19 protein-coding genes are annotated in these 24,572 nt (G+C 62.8%); 12 read left to right on the top strand and 7 right to left on the bottom strand.

The genetic code is table 11. The features are described 5' to 3' along the window. Positions 1-51 precede the first annotated feature (51 nt). Together DYST_RS17060 and DYST_RS17055 are read left to right on the top strand one after the other, a co-directional pair. Positions 52-2,403, top strand: a complete 2,352-nt coding sequence (locus DYST_RS17060) for a TonB-dependent receptor (protein WP_239946889.1) — start codon at positions 52-54, stop codon at positions 2,401-2,403. Between the two features lie 61 nt (positions 2,404-2,464). Next, a complete protein-coding gene (locus DYST_RS17055) occupies positions 2,465-3,844 on the top strand; it encodes a hypothetical protein (protein WP_239946887.1) in 1,380 nt (459 codons plus the stop codon). Between the two features lie 187 nt (positions 3,845-4,031). Here the strand turns inward: DYST_RS17055 and dcp are convergent, their stop codons facing one another. From dcp to bioD, 3 genes are all read right to left on the bottom strand, one after another. After that, positions 4,032-6,215 carry a peptidyl-dipeptidase Dcp gene (gene dcp, locus DYST_RS17050; protein ID WP_428993993.1) on the bottom strand — a complete coding sequence of 728 codons (2,184 nt, stop codon included), beginning with the start codon at positions 6,213-6,215 and terminating at the stop codon, positions 4,032-4,034. Between the two features lie 153 nt (positions 6,216-6,368). Continuing rightward, positions 6,369-6,719: a hypothetical protein gene (locus DYST_RS17045; RefSeq protein ID WP_239946871.1), complete on the bottom strand. Its 351-nt coding sequence runs from the start codon at positions 6,717-6,719 to the stop codon at positions 6,369-6,371. Positions 6,720-6,771: 52 nt separating this feature from the next. Further along, complete coding sequence (bioD, locus tag DYST_RS17040) at positions 6,772-7,443, bottom strand: dethiobiotin synthase (RefSeq protein ID WP_102303217.1); 672 nt, start codon at positions 7,441-7,443, stop codon at positions 6,772-6,774. A gap of 141 nt (positions 7,444-7,584) precedes the next feature. Here bioD and DYST_RS17035 point away from each other — a divergent pair, with 141 nt between their 5' ends. Beyond that, entirely contained in the window at positions 7,585-8,079 is a 495-nt protein-coding gene (locus DYST_RS17035; RefSeq protein WP_239946869.1) for a GAF domain-containing protein, read from the top strand. Positions 8,080-8,110: 31 nt separating this feature from the next. On the opposite strand, the gene yihA is transcribed toward DYST_RS17035, so the two are convergent. Next, the gene (gene yihA, locus DYST_RS17030; RefSeq protein WP_239946868.1) at positions 8,111-8,746 is read right to left on the bottom strand and encodes a ribosome biogenesis GTP-binding protein YihA/YsxC; all 636 of its coding nucleotides are present in this window, start codon (positions 8,744-8,746) and stop codon (positions 8,111-8,113) included. Between the two features lie 110 nt (positions 8,747-8,856). Between yihA and DYST_RS17025 the strand changes: the two genes are divergently transcribed. The 5 genes from DYST_RS17025 (at position 8,857) to DYST_RS17005 (ending at position 12,638) form a co-directional block, all read left to right on the top strand. Next, the gene (locus DYST_RS17025) at positions 8,857-9,624 is read left to right on the top strand and encodes a c-type cytochrome (protein ID WP_239946864.1); all 768 of its coding nucleotides are present in this window, start codon (positions 8,857-8,859) and stop codon (positions 9,622-9,624) included. A 69-nt stretch (positions 9,625-9,693) separates the two neighbouring features. Continuing rightward, the gene (locus DYST_RS17020) at positions 9,694-10,557 is read left to right on the top strand and encodes a thiol:disulfide interchange protein DsbA/DsbL (protein WP_239946862.1); all 864 of its coding nucleotides are present in this window, start codon (positions 9,694-9,696) and stop codon (positions 10,555-10,557) included. Positions 10,558-10,622: 65 nt separating this feature from the next. Then, a complete protein-coding gene (locus tag DYST_RS17015; protein WP_239946859.1) occupies positions 10,623-11,267 on the top strand; it encodes a thiol:disulfide interchange protein DsbA/DsbL in 645 nt (214 codons plus the stop codon). 115 nt (positions 11,268-11,382) lie between these two features. Next, positions 11,383-12,192: an endonuclease/exonuclease/phosphatase family protein gene (locus tag DYST_RS17010; protein ID WP_102303001.1), complete on the top strand. Its 810-nt coding sequence runs from the start codon at positions 11,383-11,385 to the stop codon at positions 12,190-12,192. Further along, the gene (locus DYST_RS17005) at positions 12,189-12,638 is read left to right on the top strand and encodes a hypothetical protein (RefSeq protein ID WP_239946858.1); all 450 of its coding nucleotides are present in this window, start codon (positions 12,189-12,191) and stop codon (positions 12,636-12,638) included. Before DYST_RS17010 ends, DYST_RS17005 begins: the two co-directional genes overlap by 4 nt. On the opposite strand, the gene DYST_RS17000 is transcribed toward DYST_RS17005, so the two are convergent. Beyond that, positions 12,537-14,156 carry a glycoside hydrolase family 17 gene (locus DYST_RS17000; protein ID WP_239946857.1) on the bottom strand — a complete coding sequence of 540 codons (1,620 nt, stop codon included), beginning with the start codon at positions 14,154-14,156 and terminating at the stop codon, positions 12,537-12,539. The two genes, DYST_RS17005 and DYST_RS17000, sit on opposite strands and share 102 nt — an antisense overlap. A 208-nt stretch (positions 14,157-14,364) precedes the next feature. On the opposite strand from DYST_RS17000, the gene DYST_RS16995 reads away from it, so the two are divergent. The 4 genes from DYST_RS16995 (at position 14,365) to DYST_RS16980 (ending at position 20,868) form a co-directional block, all read left to right on the top strand. Continuing rightward, positions 14,365-16,443, top strand: a complete 2,079-nt coding sequence (locus tag DYST_RS16995; protein ID WP_239946856.1) for a transglycosylase SLT domain-containing protein — start codon at positions 14,365-14,367, stop codon at positions 16,441-16,443. Between the two features lie 20 nt (positions 16,444-16,463). After that, on the top strand, positions 16,464-17,402 hold the full coding sequence (locus tag DYST_RS16990) for a complex I NDUFA9 subunit family protein (RefSeq protein ID WP_239952142.1): 939 nt from the start codon (positions 16,464-16,466) through the stop codon (positions 17,400-17,402). 81 nt (positions 17,403-17,483) lie between these two features. Beyond that, a complete protein-coding gene (locus DYST_RS16985; protein ID WP_239946855.1) occupies positions 17,484-18,725 on the top strand; it encodes a multifunctional CCA addition/repair protein in 1,242 nt (413 codons plus the stop codon). Between the two features lie 145 nt (positions 18,726-18,870). Further along, entirely contained in the window at positions 18,871-20,868 is a 1,998-nt protein-coding gene (locus tag DYST_RS16980) for an LTA synthase family protein (RefSeq protein WP_239946854.1), read from the top strand. 176 nt (positions 20,869-21,044) lie between these two features. Here DYST_RS16980 and DYST_RS16975 read toward each other — a convergent pair whose 3' ends face one another. Together DYST_RS16975 and DYST_RS16970 are read right to left on the bottom strand one after the other, a co-directional pair. Next, positions 21,045-22,238, bottom strand: coding sequence for a class I SAM-dependent methyltransferase (locus tag DYST_RS16975; RefSeq protein ID WP_239946852.1), 1,194 nt, complete (start codon positions 22,236-22,238; stop codon positions 21,045-21,047). A gap of 100 nt (positions 22,239-22,338) precedes the next feature. Further along, complete coding sequence (locus tag DYST_RS16970) at positions 22,339-24,537, bottom strand: TonB-dependent receptor (RefSeq protein ID WP_239946850.1); 2,199 nt, start codon at positions 24,535-24,537, stop codon at positions 22,339-22,341. Positions 24,538-24,572 lie beyond the last annotated feature (35 nt).

Below are 24,572 nucleotides of genomic sequence, written 5' to 3'. Positions count from 1 at the left end.
CGGTTTGTGCCCTTCTCTATCTGCAACGAGATGTTGACCGAGGGGACGCAAATGAAACGAATGGCACAGCAGCAGCTCTATCGCTCTTTGGCATTGGTGCTGGCCGGCGCCGGGCTCGGCATACAAGGACTGCATGCGCAGGACACATCGAGCCCGCCATCATCCGCGTCCTCTCCCGGCACCTCCTCAGCGTCCACTTCGGGTTCGCCTAAGGCCGCTACCCCCACGACCAAGCCGACGGAGTTGCAAGCCGTGGTAGTGACCGCCACGAAGCGTGAGGAATCGGTCGAAAAGATTCCGGCCACGATCAATGCGATCACGGCCGACGATCTGGACAAGCGTGGCACGCAGAACATCAACGATATTGTCAAATTGGTGCCCGGCATTTCGGTCACCTCGGCTGGTAATGGTGATCAACGCATCACGGTTCGCGGCATATCCAGCGAAGCCAACACTAACCCCACCACGGGCTTGCTATTCGACGATCTCTCTCTGACCGATTACTACGCGCCACGCTTGAGTGTCGATCCCAATCCCTTCGACATGCAGGACGTCGAGGTACTCAAAGGCCCTCAAGGCACCTTGTATGGTGCGGCAGCTTTGAACGGCGCGGTGCGCTATGTACCCAACCAGCCGGAGTTCGGGCAGTGGGGTGGCAAGTACTATCTCCAGTACGGCGCTGTTGACGGAGGTAGTAACGCCTTTGGTGGCGGCGCCGCACTGAACTTACCACTCGACAAGAACAACCGCCTGGCGCTTCGTGTGGTGGCCTATGACCAGGCGCTGCCGGGTTACATCGACAACACCCAACTCAACCGCAAAGACAGCGAGCGCGGACGCCAAACCGGTGGCCGCGCGATTCTGGCGTGGAAGCCGATCGACCCGCTGAATATTCAACTGATGTTTGCCAACCAGGAAAACAAGCGTGATGACGATGGCCTTGCGGACAATCGCAACGGCGACCTGGTCAATAGCGTCAGTCCACGGCTTAGCCCCAACAGTCAGCGCTTCAATCTGGCGTCGTTAAAGGTGGACGACGACTTCGGCAAGTTCAAACTGATCTCTGAAAGCGGGTACGTACGCAAGGATCTCGATCAGGTGAACGAGGGCTCCAACGCGGTGGTCGCCGGGGACATCTATCCGATCGCCAATACCATCGACCAAAGCCGTTCCAGTACCGCTAGCCAGGAGATCCGTTTGGTATCCAACAACCCGGATTCACCCTGGAACTGGGTGGCGGGTATCTATGGCATGCGCCAACAGATTCGGGGCGAGGACGTGCTTGCGCTGGGTTCGCCGAGCCTGCCAGTGCCGACCACTGTGGGGTTGCTCAACCAAGTGTTGCCGGATCTCGGTAACGCCTGGTATCTCTTTGGCCAACCCGATTACGTCAACATCCAAATGAACATCAAGGTACGCGAGGAAGCCGCGTTCTTCGATGTTAGCCGCGACCTTGGTGATGGGTTCAACTTCGGCCTGGGAGGGCGCTTCTATCGTGCCTTTTCAGGCGGCTGGGTGAACAACACTGGCCTACTGGTAGACATAAGCGGCCATCCCCAAGGGCTATTGAATCAGGGCACCGTTCACAACGATGGTTTCAATCCGAAAGCTGCGTTGAGTTGGAACATCAATGACAACGCGATGCTTTACACGTCCGTCTCCAAGGGCTATCGCGTAGGCGGTTTGCAATGGGGTACGGCGGGTCTGTTCTCTGTCGCGCCCGTCCCGAACCAGTTCAAAACGGACACTATCTGGAACTACGAATTCGGCCTACGTAGCCAGTGGTTTGATCGCACGCTTTCGTTCGATGCCACCGCCTTCTATGAGAACTGGAAAAATCCGCAGGTACTGGTGTTCGTCGCGGATGGCTTGAGCTCGTACATCGACAACGTAGGTCGCGTTGTCAGCAAAGGCGTGGAGCTTTCATCCGCCTACTTGCCGCGATCCGTGCCGGGGCTCAGCTTCCACCTGTCGGCCACCTACGATAGCGCCCGCACCAAGCAACCCTTCGAAGTCTCCACGGGCCAGATCGAGCCCTCGGGTACGCCGTGGCCTTTGTCGCCGAAGTGGCAGACAGCAGCCACCGCCGACTATCAGCATAGTCTGGGTAGCAGCTGGTACATCGGCGGCTACCTTAGCCAGGCCTTCATTGGGCGCACCAGCTACGGCATCAACCAGCCCGATTCCATCTATGGCTATAGCGAGTACGACGCGCAAATTCGTTTGGGAACATCCTCATTGCCGACGTACCCCGAGTTCTCGCTAACGGTCACCAATCTCACCAACAAGCACGGAATCACCTCCTCCTACTCCGGCTTCGCCGACGTTGGCGGCGTGCCCTGGCACGACGTGAACTACATGCAACCGCGCACGTTCATGCTTCGCGTAACCGGGAGTTTCTGATGCGAGGGCATGGCTCGTCATCGTTTAGCGCCGTTCAAATGGCTATATGGAGCACTAAGTTATGACCAGATTGGAACGTTTAGTGAGGGGCTTGAGCCTCACACTCAGTGTGGCCTTCGTCGTCATGCTTGCGGGCTGCTCGCGCACGAAGTTGAGTGCGGACCAACAAGCGCTGGTGCAAGCCGCTCAACGGGCCGGTGCGCAGGATGTCACTGGCGCACCCTTGGATGACGGTGGCATGCGATTGAACGGAGAGCTCGATGGTCGCGCGTTCTCGCTGGCTATCCCGTGGCGCTGGAATAAACAGGCCGTATTGTTTGCGAACGGATACAGCCCTCCAGGCACTCGCAATAACATCGAAATCACCGACAACCCGCTGAAGGGTGATGACTTCGGGGTCTATCGAATTCCTTATTCACAAGGTTTCGCCGTTGGACTGAGCGCCTACGATAAAGCGGGCATAGGCGTGCAGACCGGCATTGAGAACACCCATCGGTTGAACCAGTTCTTGACTCGGTTCGGAAGCACGCGTGCTTATTTGATTGGTGCTTCCATGGGCGGCAACATTACTGAGGGCCTGATCGAGCGGTATCCCGCCGACTTCTCGGGTGCCTTGGCCGCATGTGGTGTGGTGGACAGTTGGCCGGGGGAAATTGGCCATCTTATCGATCTGCGTGCCGCCTATAACTACTTCACGCATGGCACGGCCTATAGCCTCCCCGGTGATCAGCGCATCGATCATTCAGCACTATCCACCTGGACATCGCCAGCGTTCAAATCGGTAACGCCGCTTTACACGTTGATGCAGTTGAAACGACTGGCCGCCCCCATCGTCAAATTATTCGCAGCAGCGCAGGCGAACCCTACCGGCCCTGAGCAACGCATGATCGATAACATCGCGGCCGCCACGGGTGCAGAAAAGGACTTGGGTTCTTTTCTTCAACCGATTGTGACCGTCAGTTATGGCATGGACGATATAGAAACAACCTTTGGCGGGTCGATCTACGACAACACGGCTAAGGTCTACTCCAGTCCCTATCTGAGCGTCGACGAAACCCATGCATTGAACCGGGACATCCAGCGGATCCGTGCCGACCCACGCGCTCTCGCATATGCCACCGAATGGCACAAGGCGACGGGCAAGTTCAATACCAAGTTGATCTCTATCTACAACTCCGTCGATCCGTTAGTGCCGAGCGAGTTAGAAGAGAGCGCGTTGCTGAAGGCCGTGCACGACAGCGGCAATGATCAGAACCTGGTTCAAGAAGCCTTGCCCCCCATGCGTGTGCCGCAGCAACCGTTCACCGACGCCAAAGGCTATGCGCATTGTGGTTTTACGCCGGATCAGATCGCGACTGCGTGGGTCGAGCTACGCCATTGGGTGGAATTCAATCAGCGTCCTGGCGGTGGGCCCGATGCCGGTGAAAGTGCGGGGCACTAAAGATACCCCTGGGCTAAGGTTGCCTAGCCCCGGATTGAGGAAAGCAGATCAAGAAGGGCAGCACAAAGTGTCGTGTGCTCACTCGTGACGATGATCTGCATCTGGTCCACACGCGGGCTCCATGGCTCGCTCGCAATAAAAAGGGCCGGCATAGCCGGCCCTTTTCCTTTTCAGCACATGGCCGCAATTACTTCTTCTGCGGCGCTTCCTTGAGGCCACGGTTCAGCAGCATCGGCTCGATGCTCGGATCCTTGCCGCGCCACTTCTTGTACAGGGTTGCCAGATCCTGCGTATTGCCCTGCGAGAGAATCATCGCGCGGAAGCGATCGCCGTTCTCGCGGGTCAGGCCGCCCTTGTCTTCGAAGCCCTGGAAGGCATCGTCAGCCAACATTTCCGTCCACAGGTAGGCGTAGTAACCGGCAGCGTAGCCGTTGCCCCAGATGTGCTGGAAGTAGCTGGAACGGTAGCGCGGCGGCACGTAGCTCAGGTTGATCTTGGCCTTGGTGAGCGCGTCCATCTCGAACTTGTCCGGATCCTGCTTCGGCGTATCGGCCGACAGGCTGTGCCAGCTCATGTCGAGCAGCGCGGCACCGACCAGCTCGGTCATGTCGTAACCCTTGTTGAAGGTCTTGGACTTCTTGAGCTTGTCGACGAGGTCCTGCGGCATCGGCTCGCCGGTCTTATAGTTCTTCGCGTAGTTGGCGAAGATCTTCGGATCGCTGGCCCAGTGCTCGTTGAACTGCGACGGGAATTCCACGAAGTCGCGCGCGGTCGCGGTGCCCGACAGGCTCGGGTACTGCGAGTTGGCGAACATGCCGTGCAGGCCATGGCCGAACTCATGGAACATGGTGATCACGTCGTCCGACGACAGCAGGGCCGGCTGACCCGGCGCGGGCTTGGTGAAGTTAGCGACGTTGAACACCACCGGCTTGGTGTCCAGCAGCTTGGACTGGTCAACCAGATTGCTCATCCACGCGCCGCCGTTCTTGTTGTCGCGCTTGAAGTAGTCGCAATAGAACAGCGCCATGGAGGTGCCGTCCTTGTCGAACACTTCGAACACGCGCACGTCAGGCTGCCAGACGGGGATGTCCTTGCGCTCCTTGAAGGTCAGGCCGTAGAGCTGGTTGGCGGCATAGAACACGCCGTTCTGCAGCACGTTGTCCAATTCGAAGTACTGCTTGACCTGCGATTCATCGAGGTCGTACTTGGCCTTGCGCACCTGCTCGGAGTAGTGCTCCCAGTCCCATGCCTCGACCTTGAAACCACCCTTCTGCTGGTCGATCACATCCTGGATGTCCTTGGCTTCCTTCTCGGCGCGCGCGGTAGCGGCGGGAGCCAGCTTGTCCATGAAGCCAATCGCCGCTTCAGGCGTCTTCGCCATCTGGTCTTCCAGCTTCCACGCGGCGTAGTTCGGGTAACCCAGCAGCTTCGCCTGTTCGGCGCGGATCTGGGCGATGCGGGCGATCAGGTCACGCGTGTCGTTGGCATCGCTGTGCTCGGCGCGATCCCACGAGTTCTTGAACAGCTGTTCGCGCGTGGCACGATCATTGATGTTCTCCAACGCCGGCTGCTGCGTGGTGTTCTGCAGCGTGACCGCCCACTTGCCGTCGAGCTTGCGGGCCTTGGCGGCTTCGGCAGCGGCGGCAACGTCGCCCTCGGACATGCCATCGAGCTTGCTCTTGTCGTCCACCACCAGCGCGCCGGCCTTGGTTGCGGCCAGCAGCTTGTTGGTGAACTGGGTGCTCAGGCTGGACTCTTCCTTGTTGAGGTCCTTGAGCTTGGTCTTGTCGGCCTCGGACAGCTTGGCGCCGCCGCGCACGAAATTCTTGTAGGTCACTTCGACCAGGCGCTTGGATTCCGGATCGAGCTTGAGCGAATCGCGCTGGTTGTAGATGGTCTCGATGCGCGCGAACAGCTTGTCGTTCATCACGATAGCGTCCTGGTGCTCGGCGAACTTCGGCGCCTCGTCTTCCTGCACCTTTTGCAGCGTGTCGTCGGTGTTGGCGCCGCTGACGGCGTTGAATGCCTGCATCACGCGGGTCAGCAACCGGCCCGACTTCTCCATCGGGACGAAGGTGTTCTCGAAGGTCGGCGCATCCGGGTTGTCGGCGATCTTCTGGATCTCCACCAGGTGCTGCTTCATACCTTCTTCGAAGGCGGGCTGGTAGTCACCGTCCTTGATCTTGTCGAACGGCGGTGCCTGGAACGGCAGCGTGCTCTGCTCCAGGAACGGATTCACCGCACTGACTTCAGGAGCGGGAGCAGCCGTGGAGGCCTTGGCCGGCGCCGTGCTCGCCGGTGCGGGCGCGGGCTGCTGTGCCTGCTCGTTCGACTGCTGCGAGCAGGCGGCGAGCGCGATGGTGGTGGCTATGACTGAGAGTGCGGAGACGAAGCATCGGGGTTCCCCATGGAAACGTGACAAACGAACCCTGAGACTAACCATACGCCGGCTCGGGTGCCAAGGGCTGGAAGTACTGGACGCCGCACCGCGGCGGGCGCGACGCAACATGTCACGCGGGGGGGATCAGGCCTTGCGCATATCCCGCAACTGCCAACTGTTGCCAATCAGCAGGTTGAGCCGGTGCCGCACGATGCTCATGGGAAGGTCGGTGATCAGGTCCATGTCCGTGCGCAGGTCAGCGACCCGCGCGCTCGCGGTGGCTTGCGGATCAACCGCTCCAAGCGAGGGGTCCACGTCATCCGGCTCATCTTGCATGGCACGCCAGTGCTCGAACAATTCCGGCGTGCGCATCGCGTTTTGCACTGCAGCAGCAAGATCGTTCGGGCCAGCACCGTCGTAGCTGAGTGCCTGCACCGGTCCGCGCGCCTGCGCGAGATCGGCGATGGAGAGGTAGTAGTGGCTGCGCGTGCTCATGGGTGCCTCCTGCGGTGTGGACGCGTGCATCCCAGCACGCGCCGCGTGAACGTCATTCCAAGATCAGCGACAGGTCCAGATGAGCCGCCGCGTCGTGCGGCGCTACGCCATGCGGGAGTATGCCCAGGCACGGCGCGGGCAGATGATGGCGCAGGGTTTCGATGTTCTCGTCCACGGCTTCCATCGCCGGATCGATGCGATTACCGATCCAACCCACCAGTCGGCAACCGTCCGTGGCGATAGCCCGGGCGGACAACAAAGCATGATTGAGGCAACCCAGCCGCAGACCGACGACCAGCACCACCGGCAATTGCCACTGACGGGCAATGTCCGAGGCCAGCAAGCTGCGTGACAGCGGCACCAGCCAGCCACCCACGCCTTCGACGAGCACCGCGTCGTGCATACCGCGCAGGCGCTCGAAAGCCTCGTATAGCGGGGCAAGTCGGATCTCTACGCCTTCGCGCGCCGCAGCCAGATTCGGCGACAACGGTTCGCGCAGCGCCACCGGATTCACCCACTCGTAGGGCATGGGTGCGCCGCCCGCAGCAATCAGCGCCAGGGCATCATCGTTACGCAACCCGTCCGGTGTTTCCACGCAGCCACTGGCCACGGGTTTCATGCCGCACGCGTGGATGCCACGCGCATGCAGCGCATGCAGCAGCGCGCAGGTCGCATGGGTCTTGCCGACGCCAGTGTCGGTGCCTGCAATAAACAAAGTCGACATGAGCTTTCCCCTGATGGCGGAGCCTGGCACTGCCGTGCCGACGGCGCCTCACCGGCGCATAATACGTCCTTTGTGCTCGACCGCCCGCGCCTCGCGCCCCTGACGCCAGCGACGCCGGACGACTCAAGAGGATCCGATCCCATGTATGAAGTGAAGACGCAGGCCTACGCCAGCAAACACGAACAGTACGAAGACCTGTGCAGCCAGGCCCGCGGCCTGATCGAAGGCGAGCCGGACATGATCGCCAATGCGGCGAATTTCTCCGCGCTGATCTATCACGGCGTTCCCGATCTCAACTGGTGTGGCTTCTATCTCTACGACGGCACCGAGTTGGTAGTGGGGCCGTTCCAAGGCAAGCCGGCCTGCATCCGCATCGCACTGGGTCGCGGCGTGTGCGGCACCGCCGCGCAGACGCGTGAAACGCAAGTCGTGCGCGACGTCCACGCGTTCGACGGGCACATCGCCTGCGATGCAGCGTCACAATCGGAGATTGTCGTGCCGCTGGTGCGTGGTGATGGCAGTCTGTTCGGCGTATGGGATGTGGATAGCCCGTCCGTGGCCCGCTTCGACGACGAAGATCGCGCTGGCATGGAAGCACTGTGCGCCATCTTCATGGACGCGCTCGACAAGCGCTGAAAACGCAGCGCCGGCCATGCCGGCGCATGCTTTATTGTCGCGGCGTGTTGAGCAGACGCATCACCATGTCGCGCGCTTCCTCCACGCCGGTCCGTGCCTGCGAGGAAAACACCTGAGCCGTCGCCTGTATGCCGCCAGCGGCGAACTCCTTGCGCAGCGCCGCCAGCGCCTGCGCGGCCTGGTTCCGCGACAATTTGTCCGCCTTGGTCAGCAACAGGTGGCAAGGCAGGTGCGTGGCGAAGCAGAAGTCCAGCATCATCCGGTCGAAGTCCTTGAGCGGATGGCGAATATCGGCGATCAACACCACACCGCGCAGGCTGCGGCGCTGATGCAGATAAGCATCGATCTCCTTCTTCCAATGCTCGCGCAGGGCTTCGGGCACCTTGGCGTAGCCATAGCCGGGTAGGTCAATTAGTCGCGCCTGCAGCGCAGGCACGCCTTCACCCTGGGCCAACGGAGGCAGCGAAAACGCCACCATCTGCTGCGTGCGACCGGGTGTTTTCGAAGTGCGCGCAAGCCCGCGATGCGCTGTCAAGGTATTGAGCGCGCTGGACTTGCCGGCGTTGGAGCGACCGGCGAACGCGACTTCGGCGCCATCGTCACTCGGAAGCTGCGAAATTTGGTGGGCGGCCAGTACAAACTGGGCTCCCTGCAATGGATTGGACATGGTTTGACCAGGTAAGGTGGCGCAGAGATAATCCGGGAGTTTCTGCCAGTTGCGGACGTGCTGGCCAGCGCGGACCGTGCAGCCACAGCAGTATTTCGGGAGACAAGTGTATGAGTTTTCGGCCTGCCGGTTTCCGGCCCGCTGTAGTTCGTTATGCCGTAGCCCTCGTTTTTGCGTTGTCTTCCGGAGCGATCTTCGCCCAGGAAGCCAAGAATCCCGCCCCGGCGGCCACCTCCGCCACCCCTGCTGCCGCCGAACAAGCCGCCAAGCCGGCCGAAGCCACTGCCGCCGTGAAACCGGGTGACGCCACCGCCGGCCAGGGTAAAGCCGCTGTCTGCGGCGCCTGCCACGGCATGGACGGCAACTCGACCGACCCCCAGTACCCCAAGCTCGCTGGCCAAAGTGAGGCGTACATCGTCCACCAGCTCGCTAGCTTCAAGTCCGGCAAGCGCCAGAACCCGATCATGCTCGGCATGGCCACACCGCTGTCCGAGCAGGACATGCATGACATCGGCGCTTACTTCGCCAGCAAGAGCGCGCTCCCGGGCGTGGCCGACCAGGCACTGGTCGAGCGCGGCCAGCAGCTCTACCGCCAGGGCGATACCAGCAAGGGCGTACCGGCCTGCATGGCGTGCCACAGCATTGATGGCCGCGGCAACCCGGGCGCGATGTACCCGCAACTCACCAGCCAGCACGCGCAGTACATCGAGGCCACGCTGAAGGCTTGGCACGACGGCACCGTCTGGGGCGAGGATGCCCACGCGCAGATCATGCCGGGCATCGCCAAGAAGCTGGACGAGAAGGACATCGCCGCCGTCGCCAGTTATGTCGAAGGCCTGCACGCCGCCGAAGGCGCGGGCCCTTCCGCCGCCAAGTAAACGCCCCCGACACGCCGGCCGTTGGCCGGCGTGTCCGTTACAAGCCAAGTGAAAGTATTGAGGATCACCATGCTGAAGCGTCTGTCGTTCATGTGTACCGCCCTGCTCGCGCTCGCCGCCTGCAGCAACAACAACGACAACGCTCGCCAGGCCCCGCAGCCGGCGCCGGCAGCCACCGCGCCAGCCGCACAGCCACCGGCGGCCGCCTCCACGGCCGCCACTCCGGCAGCCGCCAGCACGGCCGCGCCGGCCGCTGCCAGCACCACGGCACAGGCTCCGGCCGCCCCCGCCGCCCCGGCCACACCGTTTGTGGATGACGGCAAGTGGGTGGAGGGCAAGCACTACTTCCGCATCGAGCCGGCACAGGCCAAGGTCAGCGACACCAATAAGATCGAAGTGGCCGAAGTGTTCTCGTACGGCTGCCCGGCCTGCAGCGCGTTCCACCCGACCATGAACGAGCTGGTGAAGCAGCTGCCTGCCAACGCTTCCATTGCCTACCTGCCGGCGTCGTTCATGCCGCAGGAGAACTGGCCGATGCTGCAGCGCGCGTTCCTCACCGCGCAGGCGCTGGGCGTGGCCGACAAGGCCAACGACGCCATGTATGACGCCGTGTGGACGACGAAGGAACTGAGCGCCATGAAGACCGAAACCAGCCTCAAGCCAGCCTCCGCACTGCCCACGCTGGACGACGCCGCCAAGGTCTATGCCAAGTTCGGCGCCGATCCGAAGGAATTCGTAGCGGTAGCCAGCTCGTTCGCCATCAACACCAAGGTGAAGCGCTCGGACGACCTGATGAAGGCCTACGGCGTGGATTCCACCCCGACCATCATCGTCGATGGCAAGTACCGCCTGACGCCGGGCTCGGCCGGTGGTTACGACCAGACGATCGAACTTGTGAAGTGGCTGGTGTCCAAGGAAGCGGCCGGCAAGTAAGCCGCGCCGAATAACCTCTCCCCCCCTCAGCCACACTCAAAGAGTACGACCCATGTTCAAGCGTTTTGCCCCCCCTGCGCGCGCTGAGCCTCATTGCCGGCCTGCTGCTTGCCAGCGCCTGCACGGCAACTGGCACCAATGACGCCGCACCGTATACCGACGGCACCGAGTACGTGACGCTGCCGGCCCCCGCCCATCGCGTCAGTAACGAAGGCAAGGTGGAAGTGGTCGAGGTGTTCTCCTACGGCTGCGTCCACTGCGCCCACTTCGCCCCCATCGCGGACCAGATGCGCAAGCAACTGCCGCCGGGCGTGACGTTCAAGCTGCTTCCGGCCGCCTTCAGTGACGAATGGGTGCCGTACGCCCGCGCTTACTACGCGGCGCGGAAGCTGGGCGTGGCGGAACAGACGCATTTGGAGCTGTTCAAGGCCAAGTTCGACGAGCACTACCCGATCTCCACCCTGGATGAGCTGGCCGACTTCTACGCTGCTCACGGCGTGAAGCGCGACGACTTCATGCGCATCGCCGCCTCCGACGAGGTGACCCAGCAGATCCGCAAGGATATGGAGCTGGTGAAGGCCTGGCAGGTAGACGGCACGCCGACCATCGTGGTCGATGGCAAGTACCGCACCGCCAACGTGAAGACGCTGGACGAGCTGTCGGCCGTTACCCAGTGGCTGGCCAAGCGCGAGCTAACCAACGCCAAGTAAGCCCCGTAGGAGCTTTCCCCGCGTTCACAACCGGACGGGCATCCTTGACGTTTCCAGCGTCTGACCGCCGCCACGATGGCGGCGGTCAACCTTTTGCGACTACCTTGCCCGCCTGATGAATCGCCCCGATACCTCCACCGCCCCCGCTCCAGAGCGACGTTTGCGCCTGCTGAGCTGCAATATCCTGGCCGGTGCCAGCGTGCAGCGGTACAGCGAATACCTCACCCGCAGCATCAATGCGGTGCTGCCGGGTCGCAGCAAGCTGGAGAATCTCGATCGGCTGGCTGAAGTGCTGCCGCAGTTCGACGTCATCGGCCTGCAAGAAGCCGATGCCGGTAGTCTGCGCTCAGGCTTCCTCAACCAGACGCGCTACCTCGCCGAAGCGGCGGGCATGCCGTTCTGGAGCCATCAGCCCAATCGTCCGATGGCCCGTCTGGCCCACTCCGCCAACGGCCTGATCAGCCGCATTGAGCCCACCAGCGTGCTCGACTATCCGTTGCCCAGCCGCATTCCCGGGCGCGGTGCGCTACTGGCGCGTTTTGGCGAAGGTACCGATGCACTGGCGGTGATGATTGCCCATCTCTCGCTGAGCGCACCCGCCCGCGCCAAGCAGCTCGGCTTTATCGCGGAGCTCTTGCAGGACTATCCGCATGCGGTGCTGATGGGCGACCTCAATACCGAGGTGCGCAGCGCGGAGATGAAGCATCTGTTCGCCACATCGAGCCTCGTGCCACCCGACCAATCGACGCCCACCTTTCCCAGTTGGAAACCTAAGCGCGCGTTGGACCATATTCTCACGTCCGAGAAGATCCATCTCGACAAAGTGTGGGCGCTGCCGCAGGCTTTCTCCGACCACTTGCCGATCGCGGCTGAAATCCGCCTGCCCGGCCATATCGCCCCCCGCATGTACCGAACGCGCCGATGAAACGAATCCTACGCCTGACCTTGCCATGGCTGTCGCTGATCATCATCGGCGTGATCGCCTATGCGCTGCGCTACGGCTTGGTCGAATCGCCGGACGTCGCGCACCTGTGCGATACGATGAAGTCGCTCGAATGCACCGCGCGGCACGCAACGGTGATGGGCTTCATTCTTGCCCCGCTGCGCATGTCCGCCACCTACAGCTACCAGATGGGCATCTACGGCTGGGCGGCGTTGGCCGCCGCCGTGCTGGCGTTGTCGTGGAAGAAGCCGTTCGCCGCGTGGCTTGCCGCGGCAACGGGACTGGTCGCAGTGATCCTGTACTGCTTCGCGCCGGGCGCGTTTGCGCTATTGGTGGGCTGCCTGCGCCTGGTGCGCCTGCAGTCGAACGGCGCGGCGCCACTCGATCATCACCGCACCGGCGGTCGCGAGATTCACGCCAAGCCATAGCCAGGTCGAGGGATTGAGTCCGACCTCCTGCGCCACCACCACAGCAGCGAGCAACGGCAGCACGCAGCTCATGAAGCGCTCCTCCACCATGGGCACCACGCAATTCGTGCGGGTTTCCATCAGCGAGGCGATCAGGAAGCCGACCGCCGATGGCCAGAACAGGCCCAGCGGGAAGTCGCGATAACGGCCATCGAAGACCAACAGCAGATCGTAGAACGCCAGGCCGAACATCCACAGGAACCGCAGGCGCCTATCCGGCAAATGCAGCGACGCACCAGCCAGTCGCGCAGCGATGCGGCGCGCGAGATAGATCGCCGAAAGCAGCGCCAGCGCGCAGAGCAGGCCGGAGAACACCCACTCCAGTTGATTGCGGCAATCGAAGATCATCCGACGCCCCTGCCAGGCGATAGACGTGGCTGTGGCGAAACCTGCTATCGCCAGCGCGATACGGCTACTCGTATTGCCCAGTTCACGACGCCAGAAACCGGTCAGCAGGAACAGCACCGCACCTGCGGCACCCGCATACCAACCGACGATCCAGTTCGGCTCTTCGGTCACCGGCCCTTGCATGCCGAACTTGGGTTTCGCATTGACGTCGAAGATGCCCCAGTAGCCACCGACCGTACCTTCCTGATCGCGCTTCCAGGGTTGGTCGAAGGCTTCGATCACGTTGTAGGGCATGTCCACGCTACCCGCATAGCGCAGGAAGTCGCGTAGGTAACGGGCCTCGTTCACCAAACTCGCACTCGCTTGTCGACGCGGGCGACCTTGGCTGGGCCAACCCGTTTCGCCGATCATCACGGCACGGCCTGCGAAACGCGCCTTCATGCGTGCATAGACGGCAGCGACGTGCTGAAGCGCATCTTGCGGCGGCACGGGTTCGTCTTCCCAATACGGAAGGATGTGAATGGTGATGTAGTCGACCGAGTCGGCAATCTGCGGATAACGCAGCCAGAACTCCCACACATCCGCATACGTCACCGGGACATGCTCGTCATGCAAGGCATCGCGGACTTGCTTGATATAGCCGGTCAGCGCTTCCGGCGATTGCTCGCCGCGCAGCAGCACTTCATTGCCGACGATCACGCCGCGGATCACTTCCGGGTACGCCTTGGCGGTGGCGATGCCGTTCGTCACTTCGCGCTCGTTGAATGCCTTGTCGCGACCCAGCCAGATGCCCATCAGCACCTTCATACCGTACTTCTGCGCGATGGCCGGCACGGCATTGAGGCCGAAGCCCTGCGAATAGGTGCGCACGCAATCAAAGCGCTCTGAAAGAGCCTTCAAGTCCGCATCGATGCGTTCGGGGCTGATGAACGCATGCGGATCGAGCGGCGTTTCGCCCGGCTTGCGGAAAGGTGCATAGGACACGCAGGCAATGCGCGCCGTCGGCGCATCAGGCAACGACACAGGGCGACCGATCCGCCACCACCAGACCGCGCCACACAGCATGGCCAGGATGAGGATCAGCCATGCGATCGGAGCAACGCGGGACGACGGCGAGGACGGGGGCGACATGCACTTCCTGGTATGCGCCGGACCCGGCGCCTCGGGAGGACGATTCTAACAGGCGACCCGCTCACGCCATGCACATCTTCGGCTCAAGAGCCTGTTTCACGTCGCGCTCAGCGGGCATTAGCCATCCTGCCCTGTCCAGCGCAGCGCGCCGCCTTCTGCGGAACCGCGATCTACACTGCGCCGGTATCGGCACAAGGAAGGAGTAGTCATGTCACTGCACGCAGCACCGCGGCGAATCGCCCAACGCCTGCTCATCATCGTTGCTGGCCTGGGGCTGGCGGGTGCGGCCGCAGCCGCCGAGCCGACCGAGATGCAGCGCGCTGCCTTCAAACAGGCCTATGCCGCCGCCCAGCAGGGCGGCGATAGCTGGCGCAGCCTCGCCGGTAGCCTGCAGGACTACCCGCTGTATCCGTATCTTGAGGCGGCCTCGCTGACGCATGACATCCGCCAGATTCAGCGCCCGCAAGTCGATGACTACATCAAGCGTTATCCAGGCCAGCTCACCACGAGCGACCTGCGTCGCGACTTTCTCACCGAGTTGGCACGCCGGCAGGACTGGGATGGTTTTCTCGCGATGTACCAGCCCGGCCTCGGCGACGCACTCAGCTGCAACGCCCTGCAGGCCCAGTTGAGCAAGGGAACGCAGCTCAACTTCGATCGCGATCTTGCCGCGCTGTGGTCCAAGCCGAAACTGCCAAGCGCCTGCGATCCGGTGCTTAGCGCAGCGCATGACCAGGGGCTGCTCACCACGCCGCGTCTGTGGGACCGCATCGACCGTGCAGCCGACGCCGTGCAGCCGGGCACCATCAATAGCCTCGCCGCATGGCTGCCTGCGGCCGATGCCGAATCCGCGCGCCGCATCGCGTCGGCGTTGAGTGACGCGGGCGCCGCTACCGTGGCAGCGAACCAGTGGCCCGACTCGCCGCGCAACCGGCAAGCCGCCATGCTGGCGCTGGAGCGCCTGGCACGCCGCCAGTCGGTCACCGCGGACATTGCATGGCAGAAGCTGCAGAGCCATTTCGCGTTCACGCCGGATCAGCGTAACCGCGTGATGTATGCACTGGCTTTGTTCCATGCCACCGATTACGACGCGAGTGCGCTGTCACGCCTGATCGCGTTGCCGGCCTCGGTGCAGACCGATACGAGCCGCGAATGGCGCGTGCGCGCTGCCCTGGCCCAGCAGGACTGGACCGCCGTACTCGCCGCCATCGACGCCATGCCAGCCACGCAACAGCAGGATGGTGAATGGCGCTGGTTCCGCGCCCGTGCGCTGACGCAGATGGGACGCGATGCCGAGGCACAACAGGTGCTTGGCGGCCTGGCGGCGGAGCCGACCTTCTTCGGCTTCCTTGCTGCCGACCGCGTCAACGCTCCTTATGGCATCTGCCAGCTTGATCTGAAGAGCAACCCACAACGCGAACGCACCCTGCTCGCCAACCAGGGGCTGGTGCGTGCGTTCGAACTCTATGCTGTCGGTCTGCCCAAGCAGGCACGCCGCGAATGGACGCAGGCACTCGACGGTGCCGATCCGGATACCTTGAAACTCGCCGTCGATCTTGCCAATCGCCGCGGCTGGTACGACCGCGCTGTGTTCACCTTCAACACCGGCGATGCCTTGCGCTATTACGAGCAGCGTTTCCCGCTCGCCAGCCAGGACGGCCTGGTACCGCAGGCGAAGGAAGCAGGCATCGATCCGTCGTGGGCCTACGCCATTCTTCGCGCGGAAAGTGCGTGGATGGCCGACGCGCGCTCCGGCGCTGACGCACGCGGCCTCATGCAGTTGCTGCCCTCGACGGCAGCCCTGGTCGCCAAGCGAAACGGCGTCACCTGGACCGGCGGCGACTCGCTGTACGACCCGATCACCAACATCATCCTGGGCACGCGCTACCTCGCGCAGATGGCAGATCGCTTCAACGGCGCGCCATGGTTGGCCAGTGCCGCCTACAACGCCGGCCCCGGCAAGGTCGACCAGTGGCTGGAAGCGCGTGGCACGCTGCCGCCAGACTTGTTCATCGCCACCATTCCGTACAAGGAAACGCGTGAGTACGTGGCGCGCGTGATGTCCTTCGCGGTGATCTACGACTGGCGCCAGCATGGCAATGCGGTGACCCTGTCGCGTTGGCTGACGCCTATCGGCCAGACCTACATGCTGCCGGACAGCCATAGCGAGCGTAAGCTGGCAGGGTGCCCGGCGGTAGCACCACCCACGCCGGCGGAAGCCGCCTCAGCCGCACCTGCGAGCAGCTTGCTGCCGCCCGCCGCGGCCAGCAGCAGCGGCACACGATGAGCCGGAGACAGCACGTGACGGTGAAAACCAAACAACTAGTCATACTCGGCGGCACCGGCTTCGTCGGTTCACATCTGTTGCCGCGACTGGCGAAAGACGGTCACAGCATCCTGTTGCTCTCGCGCAACCGTGAGCGGCAACGCGCGATGAGTGTGCTACCCGGCGTACGCACCCGCAGTGTGGACGTCTATGACGCCAACGCGCTGCGTCGCCAGTTCGAAGGCGCCGACGCGGTGATCAACCTCGTCGGCATCCTCAACGCCTTCGGTGAGCAGACCTTTCAGCACGCACATGTGGAGCTGACGCAACGCATCCTCGGCGCTTGCCAGGCCGCCAACGTAACGCACCTGCACCATATGAGCGCGCTCAAGGCGGGCCAGGGCCTGTCGCAATACCTCAAGAGCAAGGGCGAGGCGGAAGCACTGGTCCGGCGCTCATCGATGGAGTGGACCATCTACCAGCCCAGCGTGATGTTCGGCGCGGGCGGAGGCCTGGTCGACCGTTTCGCCGCTCTGTTGCGGCAGATGCCCGCCTTGCCACTCGCCCGCGCCACTTCGCGCATGGCCCCGACCTGGGCGGGCGATGTCGCCGAGGCGATGGCACGCTGCATCGGCGACGATGGCTTGGGCGTAGACCAGAGCTTCGAACTGTATGGCCCGGACGTACTGACGCTGGGTGACATCGTGCGCATGATCCGCGACACCATCGGCGTGCACACGCCCATCATTTCGCTGCCGGACGGCCTGGGCCGCCTGCAGGCGCAAGTGGCCCAGTGGCTGCCGGGCAAACCGTTCTCGCTCGACAATTTCCGTTCCTTGCGTACCGATTCGATCGGCAAGGTGGACGGCTATGCGGCCCTGGGCATCACGCCACAGCCGCTGGCCCCGTGGCTGCCCGTGCTGTTGAAGGAACCCGCTCGGCAACGGCGACTTTCCGTGGCGCGCTCCGCCGGACGCTAAGTGACTTTCTACAGCAGCGCACTGCGTCGCGCACAAGCGTAAATGGCAGGTTTATCGCGCCGCGCATGGCAGAATCCATCCATGCGCATCTATCTCGTCGGCGGCGCCGTCCGCGACAACCTGCTGGGCCGATCCGTCACCGATCACGACCATGTTGTGGTCGGTGCGACGCCCGACGACATGCTGGCACAGGGTTTCCGCCCAGTGGGCAAGGATTTCCCGGTATTCCTCCATCCCCGCACCAGCGAGGAGTACGCGCTCGCGCGCACGGAACGCAAGACGGGCCGGGGTTATCACGGCTTCGCCTTCCACGCCGATCCGTCGGTGACCCTGGAAGAAGATCTGGCACGGCGCGACCTCACCATCAATGCCATGGCGCAAGGTGAGGACGGCCATCTCGTCGATCCGTTCCACGGCGCGCGCGACCTGGAACAACGCCTGCTGCGCCACGTGTCGCCTGCCTTCGCCGAGGACCCGGTGCGCTTGTTGCGCGTGGCTCGTTTCGCCGCGCGGTTCGCGCCACTGGGATTCAATGTGGCCCCGGAGACCATGCAGCTAATGCAGCAGATGGTGCGAGATGGAGAGGTCGATCATCTCGTCCCGGAGCGCGTGTGGCAGGAAACGCGCAAGGCATTGACCGAAGCGCAGCCGTCCGCGTTCCTGCGCGTGCTGCGAGAGTCTGGCGCATTGGCCGTACTGTTCCCCGAAGTGGATGCGCTCTACGGCGTGCCACAACGCGTGGAATTTCATCCAGAGGTCGACACGGGTGTACACGTGGAGATGGTGCTCGACATGGCAGCCCGCATTGCGCCCAGCAACGACGTGGTGGGTTTCTGCGCGCTCACCCATGACCTCGGTAAGGCACTGACACCCGCCGACGTGCTACCGCGTCATCTGGGTCACGAACACGCTGGCGTCGCACCACTGCGGCAACTGGCGGAACGCCTGAAGGTGCCCACGGAACACGCCGCGCTGGCCGAGCTGGTATGCCGGGAACACCTCAACACGCATCGCGCCTTCGAGCTGAAGCCGTCGACCGTGCTGCGTCTGCTCACGTCGCTGGACGCATTGCGGCGTCCCGAGAGGCTCTCGCTGTTCCTCGCCGCCTGCGAGGCCGACAAGCGGGGCCGCCTGGGCCACGAAGAGGACGCCTACCCGCAGGCGGACTATCTGCAGCGCGCTCGCGATGCCGCGGCCGCCGTGCGCTCCGAGCCTTTCGTGGCCGAAGGCCTTCAGGGGCCTGCCATCGGCGAGGCCATGGCAGCCGCTCGCGCCACCGCCATTGCTGCGGTGCAGAAGCCTCCCGCCGACAAAGCCAGATGAAAGACAACCCGGAATAGGGTAGAAGGTTATCTGTTCGCTGACTTGGCGCCGCTAAACCGGCTCCAAATATAACCGCGGTCACCCAATCATGCCGCCCGGCCGTTTCTTGGCCTGACCTCTGTTTTCCGCTTTTCCGGAGTTCTCCGTGCCGACTGCGCCCCAACCGATCTCGCCGCTGCGTCAGCGGTTTCGCCCGCTGTGGTGGCTGGCCATCAGCTACGTGCTGATTGGTGCGCTCACCCGCATCGTGCTGCTCTTCATGGTCGGGGGCGGTGTACCGCATAACCCGCTGTACTGGGCCTACGCGTTCGGCGTGGGTCTGAGTTACGACCTGATCGCCTTCATCTACCTCGCCTGGCCGTTGGTGCTGTACCTGTGGCTAGTGCCGGAACGCATCTATGTCTCGCGCCTGGGGCAATGGCTGCTTTACGTCGGCGCCGCGGTGCTGCTGTTCGGCCTGCTGTTCGTGGCCGCGTCGGAGCTGGTGTTCTGGGGTGAGTTCGGCACCCGCTTTAACTTCATTGCGGTGGACTATCTCGTCTACACCACCGAAGTGATCGGCAACATCCGCGAGTCCTATCCACTGGGCACCTGGATCAGCTTGCTGGCACTGGCCACGCTGGTGGTCGTGTGGCTCAGCCGTAGCGGCCTCAAGGCACGCAACGGCGGCAGCACCTTCCTCCAGCGCGGTAAGGTAGTGCTGGTGTGGCTGCTGATCACGGTCGTTACGGCCGTGGGCATCAAGGGTACCTTCAAGGACCACTCCGACAACGCCTACGTGAACGAGTTGGCCGGCAATGGCGTCTACGAGTTCGTCGCCGCCTTCCGCAGCAGCCACCTCGACTACTCGCGCTTCTACCGCACGTTGCCTGACGACGAGGCATTCAAGCGCGTGCGCGAACTGGTGAAGACGCCCGAAGCCACCTACGTCAGCGACGATCCGCACGATCTGACCCGCGAGATCCGCCATACGGGCCCGGAGAAGCACCTCAACGTGGTGTTGATCAGCGTGGAAAGCCTGTCGGCCGACTACCTCAAGGAGTTCGGCGACAAGCGCGACATCACGCCCAATCTCGACGCACTGATCGACAAGAGCATGTTCTTCGACAACCTCTACGCCAACGGCACCCGCACGGTGCGCGGCCTGGAGGCACTGTCGCTCTCGGTGCCGCCAACGCCGGGCGACTCCATCGTGAAGGCGCACAACAACGAGAATCTGTTCTCTGCCGCGAATGTCTTCAATGACCGCGGTTATCAGTCCGATTTCGTCTACGGTGGCTACGGCTACTTCGACAACATGAACTACTTCTTCGCGCACAACGGCTATCGCGCGGTGGATCGCAACGATATCGCCAAGGGTGAAACCATCCACCACGAAAACGTGTGGGGCGTCGCCGACGAAGATCTCTACACGCTGGCGCTCAAGCAGATGGACGAGGCCCATGCACAGGGCAAGCCGTTCTTCCTGCACATCATGACGACGTCAAACCATCGTCCATTCACCGTGCCAGCCAACCGCGTACCGGAGAAGAACGGCACGCGCGAAGCCGCCGTGGCGTACACCGACTGGTCGATCGCCGACTTCCTCAAGCGCGCCCAGGGCAAGCCGTACTTTGACGACACGGTCTTCGTGATCACCGCCGACCACTGCGCCTCCAGCGCGGGCCGCACCAGTGTGCCGATCAACCGTTATCACATCCCGCTGTGGATCTATTCGCCCAAGAACATCCCACCGCAGCGCGTCACGCGGCAAATGGGGCAGGTCGACATCATCCCGACGCTGATGGGCTTGTTGAACTTCAGCTATCGCAGCCGCTTCTTCGGCGCCGACCTCTTCCAGCTCGAGCCCGGCCGCGAACGCGCCTTCCCGGCCACCTACGAAAAACTCGGCTACCTGCACGGCGACGTGCTCACCGTGCTCGAGCCGCAGCGTAAGCTGGAGCAGGTAAAGCCGAACTTCGACAACGGCGACGCAGTGCCGAACGTGCCCGTGGATCAGAGTCAGGTCGACGACGCCACGGCCTACTATCAGATCGCTGCGTACCTGTTCAAACACGGCCAACTGGTCAAGCGCCCGGATGACAATAAGCCTGTGTTGCCGGCGCCGTCCTCCACCAGTGGCAGTACACCGGCCCAGCCCTGATCACGGCAGCGACGTATCTGTCTGCACCTGCAGGATCACAGTCGTCCTGCAGGTTATAGGGGTGCCATGCCCCGCCCATGTTCGCCGGTCATCGCGAGCTACGCAGAAACCTGATGGATCGGCCCTCGACGTTCATGCATAACCTTCCGCCATGGGCTTACCCGTGGCGGTAGTGCTTAGAGCCGGTCACCCTGATCCGCTTCCAGCAGCTCGGCCGGCAGCGGCAACACGTCCATGCCACGCGCGAACAGCATGACCTGAAAGCGCTCACCCATCTGGTCGGGCAGCGTGAGCTTCTTCACCTGCTGGGCAAGGTTGTATTGCGCCGCTTCGTCGGGTGCCGCTTCGTAAGCAGCGGCAAAAACGTCCTGCAACCCGCTGCCAATCAGAAACTGTGCCTGCGGCATATAGCCGGCCACCCCAAAGCTGGCGCTGTTGCCGGCTTCGGCCAGCGCAGTGAAGTCGACCGATGCCGTCAGGTCGTTGAGGCCCGGCAGGTGCAGCGGATCGTTGTGCGAGCGATGGCGATAGAACGCACGCAAAGTGCCATCGTTGCGTTCGGGCAGGTAGTACTCGCTGCGCACGTAGCCGTAGTCCACCAACACCATCATGCCGGCAGTGAGGGAACCCGCGACGGCCTGGATCCAGTAAGGCAGCTGCGGCAGGACTTCCGAGCGATATCCGTCAGGAAACTCCGTTTCGAGATCGCGCTCGACATGACGCACGGCGCCCGACACCAGCGCGTCGGCGGGGCGATCCACGCGCATCAAGCGGCCTTCTCCATCCAGCGCGACGTATTCCTCATAAACCTCACCCGCGCGCATGGCGAAGCGCGTGGTCGGCAAGGCATCAATCACCTCGTTGGCGAACAGCACGCCTTGCCAGTCCTGTTCCGGCGGACGATCCAGCCACAGCACATGCGCAAAGAGTTCGGATGGCAGAGCGGTGGACAGACGCTCACGCTGGCGTTCGCGCAGGTCAGCGCTGGGTTCGAGAATGTAGTAACGGCGCGGCACCGTACCCTGGGCGGCGAACGCTTTGAGCGCGGCTTCGGCAAAGGCGCCACTGCCACCGCCCAGCTCGAGGAAATCAGCGTCATCACCCAGCATCTGGATGACCGGATACGTGGCATTGACCACGCAGCGCGCGAACAGATCGCCCAACTCCGGCGCCGTGATGAAATCACCCGCTTCACCGAACTTGGTTTTGCCCGCGCTGTAGTAGCCCAGGCCAGGCGCGTACAGGCAACGCTCCATGTACTGCGAGAACGGCATGGGACCATGCGCTGCGATTTCCTCGCGCAGGCGTGTCAACAATCGGTCGGAGTGGGCGCGTTCGTCGGCGCCAGGATCAGGAAGTCGGGAAGACATGCGCGTTGCCTGCAGGAGAACGCGACAAGTTTAACCCATGCCCCGCCATAGCCTCGTGAGGGGGAGGAAGGCTATGGCGGGGGCACCGGCCCAGCTGACTTTAGAAGCTGAAGTCCTTCTGCAAGGACAGGTACACGCCACGACGCGGACCGTACTGCGGCGCGCCAACACCAACACCGGTGCCGCTGCGCAGCTCGTACGTGCGATCCAGCGCATTGATCAGCGCGAGTTGCGTGTGGAACGTGCCGGTGCTGTCGAAGTTGAAGTCATGCGACACGCTGAGGTTGAGCTGGAAGTAGTACGGCAGCGACCGTCCATTCGGGACCAGGCCTTCTTCGCGCAAGCCGCTACCGAACAGGTAGTTGGCACCCACTTTGGTGTTGTCAGCGAAGGCGTAACTGATGCCACCCGACGAAGTCAGCTTCTGATCGTGGTCCAGATGGATCCAGTTGTCCGCGATGTACGCCAGTTCTGCGGGTGCAAAGTTGTACTGGCTCGTGATCACGTCCTTACCCATGGCTCGGTTGTAGGCCATGTTGAAGTACGCGGTGATCGGGCCCGAATCGTAGTTGAGCGAGAACTCAAGACCGCGGACACGGCCGTACTTGTAGTTGAACGTGGAGTACACCAGCGCCGTACCGAACTGGCCTTCATCCTGCAGGCGGCTGACGTCGCGATAGTAGGCGTCGAGGCCCACCGTCCACGCCGAACCGATCGTCTGCTGGACACCCAGATCGTAATAATTGGAGCGCTCGGCGAGCGGCGTGTTGTTGCCGTAGTCCTGCACCGCGTTGGTGGTGTTGGCGAACGCATCAATGTTCTTGGACGAGATCAGCTCCGTCGCCGGCGGTGTGAAGTAACGCGAGTAGCCGGCATGGACGGTGGTGCTGTCGGTGGCCTGCCATACCACACCCACGCGTGGGCTCAACTGGCTTTCGGTACGGGCAGCCTCGTAGCTGTCGCCACGCAGGCCGTAGTTCAGCGTCCAGTTGTCGCCGATATTCCACTCGTCCTGCACGTAGGCCGCCCATGTCTTGGCGGTGATGTTGCTGCTGGTGAAGATGTTGAACGGCACCGTGCTCGCCTGGCTGCCATCCGGGTTCGCCGGAAACACCAGCGAATTGGTGTTGGTGGTGGCCTTGTCGAAGTTGCCATAGATGCCGTAACGCAACGTGTGCGTGCCGCCCCACGGCGTAGAGAAGTCTGCCTGCAGCGTGCTGGCGCGATCGCTCTGGTTGATGTTGCCCGCCACACCCGTGAACATCAGGTCACCGATGTCATCGGGGATGTACTGCAGGCCACTGTAACGCTGCCCCAGCGAGACCTGGTACGCCGTATCACCCAGCTTGCCCTGCAACGAGAGCGTGCCGAAGCGCGTCTGCTCATTCTGGCGATCGTTGAGGTTGGCCGAGTTGAAATTCACTGTGTCCAGATAGCCAAACTGCGGCTGCTGGTTCGGGTTATTCGGAATCTGGAAACGGTTGTTCGCCGCGCCGAAGATGAAGCTCAGGCGCGTATCGTTGTTGATCAGATAGCTGATGTCGCCGAACGCCTTCACCTGATTGGTGCGGTCGTGAATCGGCTTGCGGCTGGAGGTCGGATTCTCAATACCTACGTCGTTCTCCAGATAGTTCGCCGTGAGGAAGTAGCTCCAGCGATCATTACTGCCCCAGATCGAAGCATTCGGATTCACCGTACCGAACGAGCCGCCGGTGATACCTACGCTGCCACCGTTGCCCAGGTCGTGCCCCGACTTGGTGGTGATGTCCACCACCGCGGCGGTGCGCTCGCCGTACTGAGCGGGAAGTGCGCCATCGAGCAGCGTCACACTCTGGATCATGCGGGTATCCAGGGCCTGGCCAAAGCCCGAGATCGACTCCGGCAACATCACGCCATTGATGCGGTACTGCAGGTTGGCGTGGTCGCCACGCACGTGCAGCTGACCGTAGGAGTCCTGCACCACACCCGGCGCCTGCAGGACTACCTGGTTCAGCGGGGTCGAATCGCCCAGCGGCATGGCCTGGATCGCCTTCTGGTCGATCACGTACTGGCTGCTGCCGGTGTCGGGCGACAGCGAATTGCGGGCCTGGTCGAGCGCGGCGGTCACGTCCACGGCACTCAGCTGCTTCACCTTGGCAGGCTTGTTGCGAGTGGCGCTGGTGCTGTCCGTATCGCTGCCGCCACCGCTGGAACTGGGGGCGACAGTGCTGGTGTCCGGGGTCGCGGCTGTCTGGGCGAAAACGGCCGGGGCGGCTCCCAGCGCAACGGCAAGACTCAAGGCAAGCAAGGTACGTTTCATCGGTTTTCCGGAAAGGGGCGGTGAAGTTGTTATTT

The sequence above is a fragment of the Dyella terrae genome (assembly GCF_022394535.1).
Taxonomy (GTDB): domain Bacteria; phylum Pseudomonadota; class Gammaproteobacteria; order Xanthomonadales; family Rhodanobacteraceae; genus Dyella.
Note: the sequence above shows the minus strand (reverse complement) of the source record. Positions and strands in the feature narration are given on the sequence as shown.